This window comes from Curtobacterium sp. PhB130 (assembly GCF_003755165.1).
Classification (GTDB): domain Bacteria; phylum Actinomycetota; class Actinomycetes; order Actinomycetales; family Microbacteriaceae; genus Curtobacterium.
This window is the reverse complement of record NZ_RKII01000006.1, coordinates 967,494-978,636: the sequence shown is the minus strand read 5'-3', so window position 1 is coordinate 978,636 and position 11,143 is coordinate 967,494. Positions and strand designations below refer to the sequence as shown.

The 11,143-nt window shown below is 69.0% G+C and carries 11 protein-coding genes; 7 read left to right on the top strand and 4 right to left on the bottom strand.

Annotated elements, in window-relative coordinates:
• The first annotated feature begins 10 nt into the window (after positions 1-10).
• Positions 11-544 (top strand): isopentenyl-diphosphate Delta-isomerase, encoded by a 534-nt coding sequence (gene idi, locus EDF24_RS04885; protein WP_123701288.1) that lies wholly within the window; start codon positions 11-13, stop codon positions 542-544.
• Between the two features lie 82 nt (positions 545-626).
• Here idi and EDF24_RS04880 read toward each other — a convergent pair whose 3' ends face one another.
• The gene (locus EDF24_RS04880; protein WP_123701287.1) at positions 627-1,079 is read right to left on the bottom strand and encodes a hypothetical protein; all 453 of its coding nucleotides are present in this window, start codon (positions 1,077-1,079) and stop codon (positions 627-629) included.
• A 326-nt stretch (positions 1,080-1,405) separates the two neighbouring features.
• Here EDF24_RS04880 and EDF24_RS04875 point away from each other — a divergent pair, with 326 nt between their 5' ends.
• From EDF24_RS04875 to EDF24_RS04855, 5 genes are all read left to right on the top strand, one after another.
• Positions 1,406-2,437 (top strand): magnesium and cobalt transport protein CorA, encoded by a 1,032-nt coding sequence (locus EDF24_RS04875; protein WP_123701286.1) that lies wholly within the window; start codon positions 1,406-1,408, stop codon positions 2,435-2,437.
• A 116-nt stretch (positions 2,438-2,553) separates the two neighbouring features.
• A complete protein-coding gene (locus EDF24_RS04870; RefSeq protein ID WP_123654611.1) occupies positions 2,554-3,576 on the top strand; it encodes a LacI family DNA-binding transcriptional regulator in 1,023 nt (340 codons plus the stop codon).
• Between the two features lie 735 nt (positions 3,577-4,311).
• Positions 4,312-5,835, top strand: coding sequence for a multiple monosaccharide ABC transporter ATP-binding protein (mmsA, locus tag EDF24_RS04865; protein WP_123654747.1), 1,524 nt, complete (start codon positions 4,312-4,314; stop codon positions 5,833-5,835).
• Positions 5,832-7,124: a multiple monosaccharide ABC transporter permease gene (gene mmsB / locus EDF24_RS04860; protein WP_123654612.1), complete on the top strand. Its 1,293-nt coding sequence runs from the start codon at positions 5,832-5,834 to the stop codon at positions 7,122-7,124. Before mmsA ends, mmsB begins: the two co-directional genes overlap by 4 nt.
• Positions 7,125-7,185: 61 nt before the next feature.
• Complete coding sequence (locus EDF24_RS04855) at positions 7,186-8,292, top strand: sugar-binding protein (protein WP_123654613.1); 1,107 nt, start codon at positions 7,186-7,188, stop codon at positions 8,290-8,292.
• A gap of 154 nt (positions 8,293-8,446) precedes the next feature.
• Here EDF24_RS04855 and EDF24_RS04850 read toward each other — a convergent pair whose 3' ends face one another.
• The 3 genes from EDF24_RS04850 to dcd all read right to left on the bottom strand — a co-directional run bounded on the left by EDF24_RS04850 (position 8,447) and on the right by dcd (position 9,956).
• Entirely contained in the window at positions 8,447-8,776 is a 330-nt protein-coding gene (locus tag EDF24_RS04850) for a DUF86 domain-containing protein (protein WP_123654614.1), read from the bottom strand.
• Positions 8,773-9,288, bottom strand: a complete 516-nt coding sequence (locus EDF24_RS04845; protein WP_123701285.1) for an XRE family transcriptional regulator — start codon at positions 9,286-9,288, stop codon at positions 8,773-8,775. Before EDF24_RS04845 ends, EDF24_RS04850 begins: the two co-directional genes overlap by 4 nt.
• Before the next feature lie 80 nt (positions 9,289-9,368).
• Positions 9,369-9,956, bottom strand: coding sequence for a dCTP deaminase (gene dcd / locus EDF24_RS04840; protein ID WP_123654616.1), 588 nt, complete (start codon positions 9,954-9,956; stop codon positions 9,369-9,371).
• A gap of 92 nt (positions 9,957-10,048) precedes the next feature.
• Between dcd and EDF24_RS04835 the strand changes: the two genes are divergently transcribed.
• Positions 10,049-11,125 (top strand): GNAT family N-acetyltransferase, encoded by a 1,077-nt coding sequence (locus tag EDF24_RS04835; protein WP_148070795.1) that lies wholly within the window; start codon positions 10,049-10,051, stop codon positions 11,123-11,125.
• Positions 11,126-11,143: the final 18 nt, after the last annotated feature.

Here is an 11,143-nt window from a genome sequence, read left to right as displayed (position 1 = left end):
ATCGAGACAGATGAGCCAATTCCCGGAAACCGTGGTGCTTCTGGCCGATGACCGTACCCCGATCGGTACAGCGGACAAGTTCACGGTGCACACAGACCACACGCCCCTGCACCTGGCGTTCAGCTGCCACGTGACGAACGCCGCCGGCGAGATCCTCGTGACCCGTCGGGCGCTCGCGAAGAAGACCTGGCCCGGTGTCTGGACGAACTCGTTCTGCGGCCACCCCGGCCCCGAGGAGTCGTTCGCGGACGCCATCGCCCGCCGGGCCGCACGCGAGCTCGGCCTCACCGTGCACAGCATCGAAGAGGTCCTGCCCGACTTCCGGTACCGCGCCGTCGACGCGTCCGGCATCGTCGAGAACGAGGTCTGCCCGGTGTTCCGCGCCGTGGCCGACCACGACCCGGAACCCGCCGCCGACGAGGTCTCCGAGTGGGTGTGGCTCTCCGAGGAGAAGCTGCGCGCCGCGGTCTCGGCGGCACCGTTCGCCTTCAGCCCCTGGCTGGGGTGGCAGCTCACCGAGCTCCCGGTCCGGGCGCTGGACTGAGCTGCTCCGAAGCGACAGTGCTCGCGGGTCCGCCCAACGAGCACTGTCGCTCTCCTGCATCAGTCGGCGCTCGGTCGCCCCGTCAGAGCCACTTGGAGGCGGCGCACTGCGGGTAGGTCGGGAACCCCGCGTACACGAACGTGAACGCGTGCTCGATCGCCGCATCGCTCGCGGCGGTGGTCGTCGCGGTGGCGCCCAGTGCATGCCAGCCTCCGTCCGCGGTCAGGCTCTTCTTCCAGACCGAATCGCCACCCGTCAAGCGGAGGAGCACCTCGCCGTTCTGGTTGGTGTCGCCGTGCGCCGGCGAGAGGCGGTACTCGTCGATCGTCGCCGTGTACTTCGTGCCGACGCGCTCCCACGACACCCGCGCGCCGCCGCCCGGGGTCCCGTTGCAGTTGAACTCGAAGCTCCCCGTCGTCGTCGGCGACGGGTCGGCGCCGCTCGTCGCCGAGGCCGGCGCCGCCGCCAGCCCGCCGAGCAGGACGGTCGCGAGTGCGGTGGCCGCGATGGACAGTCGGAATCGTGTGCTTGCCATGACATCTCCTTCGATGAACAGTGACCGCAATGTCACATGGCAGCATCCTGGTCCCGATGCCGCCGTTTGGGGATCGCGGGTGACAGGCGTACGCTCGGCGGTCGGCTGCGCAACGGGCGCCGCCGGGCGCGTGCAGCGCCGGACGACGGCGCGATCCGCGCCGCAGGACGAACCAGAAGGGCAGGTGAGGCGCGATGTCGGGTGACCATCCTCGTGCGGGCCGGCTGCCCCAGAACGTCGTCGCCGCGCCCGTGTCCTGAACCGCCCCCGCAACGGCACCGCCGCGCGGACTCGCGCCTGCCTGCTCCCCATCGGAGGAGCACAGCATGGCAATGATCGACAACGCCGTCTACGTCGACGGACGCCGCGTCGAGTCGTCATCGGACCACGACCTCGCGTGGATCGGACTGCTGCGCCCGGACCCGCGTGAGCTCGACGCCGTCGCGACCGAGTTCGACCTGCACGAGAACGCGGTCGAGGACGCGATGAAGGGGCACCAGCGCGCGAAGCTCGAGCGCTACGGCGACACGCTGTTCGTCGTGCTGCGCCCGGCCTGGTTCTGCGCCGACGAGGGAACCGTCGCGTTCGGCGAGGTGCACCTGTTCGTGGGCGACCGGTTCGTGGTGAGCGTCCGGCACGCCGACCGGCCCGACCTCGCCGCCCTGCGCGCCCGCGTCGAGCAGGACCCGGAGTTCCTCGCCAAGGGCTCCGAAGCCGTCACCGCCGCGGTCCTCGACGAGGTCGTGGACGGCTACGCGCCCGTCGTCGAGGTGCTGCAGGACGAGATCGACGAGATCGAGGACCAGCTCTTCGCCGGTCACGTCGCCACGGACGTCTCGAAGCGGATCTACCAGCTGCTCAGCGAGGTCCTGGCGTTCCAGCGCGCCACGAAGCCGGTGCCGGCGATGGTGAAGGGGCTGCTCCGCGGGGCCGACAAGTACGGCGTCGACGACGAGGTCCAGCACCGGCTCCGCAACGTCCTCGACCACGCGCTGCGGGTCACCGAGCGGGTCGACTCGTTCCGCGCACTGCTCGAGAACGCACTCACGCTGCACTCGACCCTGGTCTCCCAGGAGCAGAACGAGGCGATGCGCCGGATGACCAGCGCGAGCCTGGCCCAGGGCGAGGAGAGCCGGCAACTCGCCCGCGCCGCGCACCGGCAGGGCGAGGAGGTGAAGAAGATCTCCTCGTGGGCAGCGATCCTCTTCGCGCCGGGGCTGATCGCCGGCGTCTACGGGATGAACTTCGACCACATGCCCGAGCTGCATTGGCGGTACGGCTACCCGGCCGCGATCGCCGGCATGTTCGCGCTCGCGGGGATCCTCTGGGTCGTCTTCCGGAAGCGCGACTGGCTGTAGGACCCGGGCTCCGGCGCTCTCAGCTGGCGTCGGGGCCGCGGACGTGCATAATGATCTGGCTCGGAATGTGAACGTGCACATGGGCGTGCCACGGTCCCGGGCAGGAGAGAGCAGCAATGGCGTCGACGCGGGCACAGCAACCGCGATCGCCCAGCATCCGCGATGTCGCGCGGGTCGCCGGTGTGTCGCACCAGACCGTGTCACGGGTGCTCAACAACTCGGACGCGATCCGCGCCGAGACGCGCGACCGCGTGGTCGCCGCGATGGAGCAGCTGCAGTACCGGCCGAACCGGGCCGCGCGCGCACTGGTGACCAGCCGGACGCGGACGATCGGTGTCCTGACGGCGCGCCGGTCCCACTACGGCCCGGCGGTCACGCTGCAGTCGATCGAGGACGCCGCCGTCGGTCGCGGGTACTCCGTCACGACCGCGAACATCGCGGAACCGACGGACACCGCGGTGCGCGACGGCCTCGGCCACCTGCTCGACCAGGACGTCGAGGGCATCATCGTGCTCGCCCCGCAGCAGCGGGTGTTCGACCTCATCGAGGAGCTCGGCGTGCGCACCCCGTACGTCACGCTGCGCTCGAGCATCAACGAGGACCCGACCGCGCTCTGGGTCGACCAGATGGAGGGCGCCCGCCTGGCGACCGCACACCTCCTCGACCTCGGCCACGAGTACATCCGGCACATCGCGGGACCCCAGGACTGGATCGAGGCGGACGCCAGGATGCAGGGCTTCCTCCGCGAGATGTCCGACCGCGACATGCCGGTGCAGCCGCCGATCCTCGGGGACTGGACCGCAGACTTCGGCTACCACGCGGGGCGTGAGCTGCTGCGGTGGCGGGACTGCACCGCGGTGTTCTGCTCGAACGACGCGATGGCGCTCGGGGTGATGCACGCTGCCCGGTCGTACGGGCTCGACGTCCCCGGGGACCTCTCCGTGGTGGGCTACGACGACATCCCGGAGGCGAAGCACTTCTGGCCGCCGCTCACCACCGTGCAGGTCGACTTCGCCGAGCTCGGCCGACGCTGTGTGGACCTGCTGCTCCCTCGCGAGGACGACCTGCTGCGCCCCGTGGAGATCGTCCCGCAGCTCGTGGTCCGCGCCTCCACAGGCGCTCCGCGCACCCGAGGCTGACCCGGCGTCGGCTGGCGCCGCCCCGCCCCGCTGACAGCTGCGCCACGCGGCTGACCAGGAGTTTCGCGCGAAGGAGGTTGAATCGCGCGTTGGTGGTCGTTCCTTCCGACCCCCGACGCGCGATTCCCCTTCCCGGTGCGGGCGCGATGGGAAGGAACGCGCGTGGGGAGCGCGAGCGCGAGCGCGCACGATGCGCGGAGCGCAGAGCGCGCACGATGCGCAGCGCGCAGCGCACGGTGAGCCGGAGCTCGCGAGCGCGCCATGACACGAACCGGCGGGCGGCGGCGCGGACGCGGGCACAGGGCCGACGGGAGGCTCTGGCCGGGGCCGCCACGAGCCTCTGGTCCGGCCCGTTCCACGCGGGGCCGGCGGCGACCGCAGCAGCCGACACGCGGGCAGCGCGACCCCAGCCCGGGGGCCACCGGACGCCCCCTTCCGTGCGGAGATGCGGTCCGTTACCGAAACGCGACCATACGGAATTGACACCCGTGCCGACGCCGTGCGTAGTATTACCTCCGTTCCAGCCGATGTGACCGTTCACATCACCGTCACACCGGCGGGGACACCGGACCGACAGCGAAGTCCGCACAGCCTCCTGTGCCCTTCGTTGCCGCAGCAGAACCACCCGAAGGACTGCCGCATCGCAGCGGCAGAAGGAGATGCACCGTGGCGTCAACCCCGATCGACACCGGACTCGAGACCCGGTCGATCACCGCACCCGAGACCATCCTCGAGATGCGGTCGATCACCAAGGAGTTCCCTGGTGTCAAGGCACTGTCCGAGGTGTCGCTCAACGTCCGTGCCGGCGAGATCCACGCGATCTGCGGCGAGAACGGTGCCGGCAAGTCGACCCTGATGAAGGTCCTCTCCGGCGTCTACCCGTACGGCACCTACACCGGCGAGATCGTCTACGAGGGCGAAGAGGTTCGCTTCGCGAACATCAAGCAGTCCGAGCAGGCCGGCATCGTGATCATCCACCAGGAGCTCGCGCTGATCCCGGAGCTCTCGATCACCGAGAACCTGTTCCTCGGCAACGAGCCCAGCCGGTTCGGCGCGATCGACTGGACCACGGCCCAGCTGCGCGCCCAGGACCTGCTCGCCCGCGTCGGTCTCGGCGACGACCCGGACACGCAGATCAAGAACATCGGCGTCGGCAAGCAGCAGCTCGTGGAGATCGCGAAGGCGCTGCACAAGGACGTCAAGCTGCTCATCCTCGACGAGCCCACCGCGGCCCTCAACGAAAACGACTCGCAGCACCTGCTCGACCTGATCGTCGGCCTGAAGGCCCGCGGGATCTCCAGCATCATCATCAGCCACAAGCTCAACGAGATCGAGCAGATCGCGGACAGCATCACGATCATCCGTGACGGCAAGACCATCGAGACGCTCAACGTCAAGGCGGACGGCGTCAACGAGGACCGGATCATCCGCGGGATGGTCGGCCGTTCGCTCGAGTCGCGCTTCCCGGACCGCACCCCGAAGATCGGCGAGACCTTCTTCGAGGTCCGCGACTGGACGGTGCAGCACCCGCTCGACGCGAGCCGCCTGGTCTGCAAGGGCTCGAACTTCACCGTGAAGCGCGGGGAGATCGTCGGTTTCGCCGGCCTCATGGGCGCCGGTCGCACCGAGCTCGCGATGAGCCTCTTCGGCCACTCCTACGGCACGTTCCTCGGCGGTCAGGTCTTCAAGGACGGCCACGAGATCAAGGTCAACAACGTCCAGCAGGCGATCGACGCCGGCATCGGGTACGTCTCCGAGGACCGCAAGGCGCTCGGGCTGAACCTGCTCGACACCGTGAAGCGCTCGACCGTGTCGGCCGACCTCAAGAAGATCTCCAAGGGCGGCGTCGTCGACTCGCTCGAGGAGTACTCGGTCGCCGAGAAGTACCGGAAGCTGCTCCGCACCAAGGTGCCGAGCGTCGAGGAGAACGTCGGGAAGCTCTCCGGCGGGAACCAGCAGAAGGTCGTCCTGTCGAAGTGGATGTTTACCGACCCCGACCTCCTCATCCTGGACGAGCCGACCCGCGGTATCGACGTCGGCGCCAAGTTCGAGATCTACGGCATCATCCAGCAGCTCGCGGCAGAGGGGAAGGGCATCATCCTGATCTCCTCCGAGCTGCCCGAGCTCCTCGGTCTCTCCGACCGGATCTACACCATCTTCGAGGGTCAGATCACCGCTGACCTGCCGGCCGACCAGGCCGATCCCGAATCGCTCATGCGCAGCATGACCTCCGCGCGGAAGGGCGCCACCGTCTCATGAACAACCTGAAACTGCTGTTCGGCAAGGGCAACAGCATCGGCCAGTACGGCATGGTCATCGCACTCATCGTGCTGCTGGCGTTCTTCGCGTTCACCACGAACGGGCTCATCCTGCAGCCCACGAACGTGATCAACCTGTTCCTGCAGTACTCCTACATCCTGATCCTGGCGCTCGGCATGGTCATGGTGATCATCGCCGGCCACATCGACCTCTCGGTCGGTTCGGTCGCCGCGGTCGTCGGCATCATCGTGGCGCAGTCCATGGCGGTCTGGCACTTCCCGGTGTGGACCGCGATCATCCTCGGCCTCGCCGTCGGTGCCCTCATCGGTGCCTGGCAGGGCTTCTGGGTGGCGTTCGTCCGCGTCCCGGCGTTCATCGTGACGCTGGCCGGTCAGCTCATCTTCCGCGGTGTGAACCAGATCATCGGCAACTCGACCTCGGTCCCCGTGCCGAACGGCTACACGACGATCGGCGCCGGCTTCCTCGGTGACTTCGGCCCGGACTTCGGCTACAGCAACGGCACGCTGCTGATCGGTCTGGTCACGATCGCCGCGCTCATCATCATCGAGGCCCGCGGCCGTGCCCGTCGTCGCAAGATGCAGGCCGAGGTCCCGCCGCTGTGGGTCTCGATCGTCCGCACCGGCATCCTGGTCGCCGTGACGCTCGTCGCGACGTACCTGTTCGGTGCCGGCCCGGTCGGCACCTCGGTCCCGATCGTCGCGATCATCCTCGGCGTCCTGACGATCATCTACGGCTTCGTCACGAAGAACACGATCTTCGGTCGCCAGGTCTACGCGGTCGGTGGCAACTCCAGCGCCGCGGTGCTCTCCGGTGTCAGCGCGAAGAAGGTCAACTTCTTCGTCATGATGAACATGTCCGTCCTCGCCGCGATCGCCGGCATGGTGTTCGTCGCCTACTCCGGTGCCTCCGGCCCGGCCGACGGCACCGGCTGGGAGCTCGACGCGATCGCCGCCGTGTTCGTCGGTGGTGCAGCGGTCGCCGGTGGTGTCGGCACGATCTCCGGGTCGATCATCGGTGGTCTCGTGATGGCCCTGCTCTCGAACGGCCTGCAGCTGATGGGCCTCGAGTCCAACAAGGTGCAGATCATCCGTGGTCTGGTGCTGCTCATCGCGGTCGCCTTCGACGTCTACTCGAAGTCGCAGGGACGCCCGTCCCTGATCGGCGGCATGATGCGGCAGTTCCAGCGGAAGGACACCGAGCAGAACACGGTGGCCGCCCAGCAGCCGCGGTCCATCGAGGACCAGCCCGAGAAGATCACCCTCCCTTAGTCCCCACCTCCCACAGCGGGGCTCCGGCCCCAACCCTCCTCAACGAAGAGAAAGCAATCACATGCGCAAGAAGATCGTCGCCGGCCTCAGCCTGGCGCTCATCGCGGGCCTCGCCCTCAGCGGCTGCTCGTCCCGTGGCTCCGACTCGGGCAGCGGTTCGGACGCGACCATCAAGAAGGGCGACCTCATCGGTGTCGCCCTGCCGGCGAAGACCTCGCAGAACTGGGTCCTCGCGGGTGCCGCGTTCAAGAAGTCGATCGAGGACGCCGGCTTCAAGGCCGACATCCAGTACGCCAACGCCGGCAGCCCCGTCCCGGACCAGCAGTCGCAGATCTCCGGCATGATCACCAAGGGCGCGAAGGCCGTCATCATCGGTGCCGCCGACGGCTCGCAGCTCACCTCGCAGGTCAAGTCGGCGAAGTCCTCGGGCGCCGTCGTCATCGCCTGGGACCGCAACATCCTGAACACCAAGAACGTCGACTACTACGTCGCGTTCAACAACTACAAGGTCGGCCAGCTCCAGGCCCAGGCGCTCCTCAAGGGCCTCAAGGAGAAGAAGGGCAACGGACCGTACAACGTCGAGCTCTTCGCCGGTTCGGCTGACGACGCGAACGCCACCGTGTTCTTCAACGGTGCGATGAACGTCCTGCAGCCGAAGATCGACGACGGCACCATCAAGGTCGTCTCGGGTCAGACCACCTTCCAGAAGGTGCAGACCAAGGGCTGGCTCGCGCAGAACGCCCAGTCGCGCATGACCGACCTGATCTCGCAGTACTACTCGGGTGACACCAAGCTCGACGGCGTCCTGTCGCCGAACGACACCCTCGCCCGTGCGATCCTCACCGCGACCAAGGCCGCCGGCAAGGAGAACCCCGTCGTCACCGGTCAGGACTCCGAGACCGCCTCGATCCCGCTGATCATGGCCGGCACGCAGTACTCGACGATCTACAAGAACACCACCGAAGAGGCCCAGGCCGCCGTCGACCTGGTGACCGACCTCTCGAAGGGCAACAAGCCCGACACGAAGATCGACAAGACGAACAACTACAACGGCGTGAAGACGGTCCCCGCGATCGAGCTCACCCCGGTGCTCGTCACGAAGGACAACGCGGTCGAGGCCTACAAGGGCAACGACACCCTGGAGAAGCTCGCCAAGGCCGGCAGCTGACCCTCGCGTCACCCTCTGGAGGGCCCCGTCCGCACTGCGGACGGGGCCCTCTCCCGTTGGTGGGCGGTGGTCGCGACGGGCGCCGGACGGGAGGCACGGGTCGGGTCCGCACCGAGCCTCCAGGCCGGTGTGGGCCAGCCGCGGGCCGGGGCCGTCACGCGATCCGGGCGCGCAGCCGCCGCGCCGCGTCGCAGAGGTGCGGGACGTCCACCCGCGCCGTCCCGAGCACGATCGCCGGCGTCGTGTCGAAGTAGCGCCGCGTGAGCCGCTCCCCGAGCAGTGAGACGCGCGACCACGGGATCCCCGGCTCCCCCGCCGTCACCGCGACGGGCAGCATCCGCACGGCCTCGCCGATCTCGACCAGGCGCATCCGGACCGCGTCGTAGACCAGGTCCTCGGGCAGCGACGGCTGTGAGACGTACCGGTCGATCACCCCGCACGCGCGGATGACGTCGTCGAGGCGCTCCCCCACGTTGCGGTTCACAGCGCGACCGATCCGCGGACGACCTCGCGGCTCATCCCGTCCGCCGCGACGACGTCGACCCGGACGCCGAGGACCTGCTCGGCCGCGTCCTGGATCCGCATCAGCGCGAAGATCCCGAGGCCCGGGAGCAGGTCCACCATCAGGTCGACGTCGCTGTCCGGCCCGTCGTCACCGCGCGCGACGCTGCCGAACAGGCGCGGGTTCCGGCCCCCGAGCCGGGAGATCACCTCGAGCAGCTCGGCGCGGTTCGCCGTCACCCGGTCGCGGAGCGGCGGCGGGTCGGCGACCGGTTCGAGGTCGATCACGGTCAGGAACCCCGCGGCGAGCAGGAGTCGCTGGAGCGCCGCGAGCGACGGCTCACGACGACCGTTCTCGTACGTGCTGATGACGCTCTGCGTGACCCCGGCCCGGTGCGCGAGCTGGACCTGGGTCAGCTCGGCTCGGAGGCGGGCGTCACGGATGAGCTCGGCTGCTGAGAGGTGCGGCGCAGGCCGTGACGAGACTCCGGACATGCCGCCACGATACACAACATGAGAAATTTCGTAGCATCCGGCGCACCGAGCGTTCTACTGCCGTGGAGGCACCGCCCCGGTCAGGGACGCTGGGAGACGTCCGCCCGGTGGAAGTTCTGCGCCGAACGCGACGGCGTCGGTCCGCGCTGTCCCTGGTAGCGCGACTGGTACTCGGCCGAACCGTAGGGCTTCTCCGCGGGGCTCGAGAGCTGGAAGAAGCAGAGCTGTCCGATCTTCATGCCCGGCCAGAGCTTGATCGGCAGCGTCGCGACGTTCGAGAGCTCGAGGGTCACGTGTCCGGAGAAGCCGGGGTCGATGAAGCCGGCGGTCGAGTGCGTGAGGAGCCCGAGCCGGCCGAGCGAGCTCTTGCCCTCGAGCCGTGCGGCGATGTCGTCGGGGAGCGTGACGACCTCGTACGTGGACCCGAGGACGAACTCCCCCGGGTGCAGCACGAAGGCCTCGTCCGGGTCGGTCTCGACCAGACGGGTCAGGTCGGGCTGGTCGGTGGCGGGGTCGATGTGCGGGTACTTGTGGTTGTCGAACAACCGGAAGTACTTGTCGAGGCGCACGTCGATGCTCGAGGGCTGGACGAGCGAGGCGTCGTGGGGATCGAGGCCGATCCGGCCTGCGGCGAGCTGGGCGGTGATGTCGCGGTCGGAGAGCAGCACGTCCGGAATCCTAGCGGCAGGGAGTGGGGTCCCGATATGCTGCTCGGCTGCCCTGCACCGTGCTCGGCCGCGGAGGGAACACCGTGTACCGCGTGATCGAACTCGACGTGCCCGCGACGATGGCGGACGAGCCGGCGGTGGTCGAGGCGTTCCGGGAGTGGGTCGCGGTGCAGAACGCGGCCGAGGTGGCCGTCACCGGTCTGCCCGAGCTCCTCTGGACGCCCGAGGAGCAGCTCCCCTACCTCCTCGACACCGAGGCACCGAGCCGGCTCTTCGCACTCCGCTCGCCGGACGGCGTGACCGTCGCCGTCGGCTCCTACGACACCAAGCAGGCCCCGGGCACCCCGAACTGCTGGATCTCGATCGCCGTCCGCCCGGACCACCAGCGGCGCGGCCTCGGGACCCTCCTCGCCGACCACCTCGAGGGCATCGCGCGTGCCGACGGCCGGACGCAGTGGAAGACGTACGCGGTCTCCCGTCAGGTCGGCCCGGCCGTCGGGCACGGGTGCCTGCACGCCCCGACCGGGTTCGGGGGCGTCCCCGAGGACGAGGCGGCCGTCCGGTTCCTGACCGGCCGCGGGTGGCGCTTCGGCCAGGTGAACCGGATCAGCCGACTGCTCCTGCCCGCCGACCACTCCGTCGTGCAGACCCTGTACGAGCGTGCATCGACCGCGGCCGGGGCGGACTACCGCGTGCACACCTGGGCCGGCCCCACCCCGCGTCAGTGGCAGGCCGGCATCGCCCTGCTCGAGACGCGGATGAGCACTGATGCGCCCGAGGGCGACATGGAGGAGCCGGAGGACGCGTGGACGCTCGAGCGCCTGGCCGAGCACGAGGCACACCTGGCGGAGTCCCCGCGCACGATGGTGACGGTGGCCGTCGAACACATCCCGAGCACCACTCTGGCCGGTTTCACACAGCTGGCGGTGCCGAACGAGGTCACCCAGCCGGTGATGCAGGGCGACACCCTGGTCCTCCGGGAACACCGCGGGCACCGACTCGGATGGCTCCTCAAGGTCGTCGGGATCGACACGATCGCACGGAACCACCCCGGGCACCCGTCGATCATCACCTTCAACGCGGAGGAGAACCGCCCGATGCTCGACGTCAACGAGGCGGTCGGCTTCCTCGCCGTCGGCAGTGAGGGCATCTGGGAACGCAGGGTGTGACCAGACGGGCGCGCCTAC

Coding starts and splice junctions, on each gene's coding strand:
- EDF24_RS04880 (WP_123701287.1), bottom strand. CDS start 1,079: ATGGCAAGCACACGATTCCGACTGTCCATCGCGGCCACCGCACTCGCG.
- mmsA (WP_123654747.1), top strand. CDS start 4,312: ATGCGGTCGATCACCAAGGAGTTCCCTGGTGTCAAGGCACTGTCCGAG.
- EDF24_RS04855 (WP_123654613.1), top strand. CDS start 7,186: ATGCGCAAGAAGATCGTCGCCGGCCTCAGCCTGGCGCTCATCGCGGGC.
- EDF24_RS04870 (WP_123654611.1), top strand. CDS start 2,554: ATGGCGTCGACGCGGGCACAGCAACCGCGATCGCCCAGCATCCGCGAT.
- EDF24_RS04875 (WP_123701286.1), top strand. CDS start 1,406: ATGGCAATGATCGACAACGCCGTCTACGTCGACGGACGCCGCGTCGAG.
- EDF24_RS04845 (WP_123701285.1), bottom strand. CDS start 9,288: ATGTCCGGAGTCTCGTCACGGCCTGCGCCGCACCTCTCAGCAGCCGAG.
- idi (WP_123701288.1), top strand. CDS start 11: ATGAGCCAATTCCCGGAAACCGTGGTGCTTCTGGCCGATGACCGTACC.
- mmsB (WP_123654612.1), top strand. CDS start 5,832: ATGAACAACCTGAAACTGCTGTTCGGCAAGGGCAACAGCATCGGCCAG.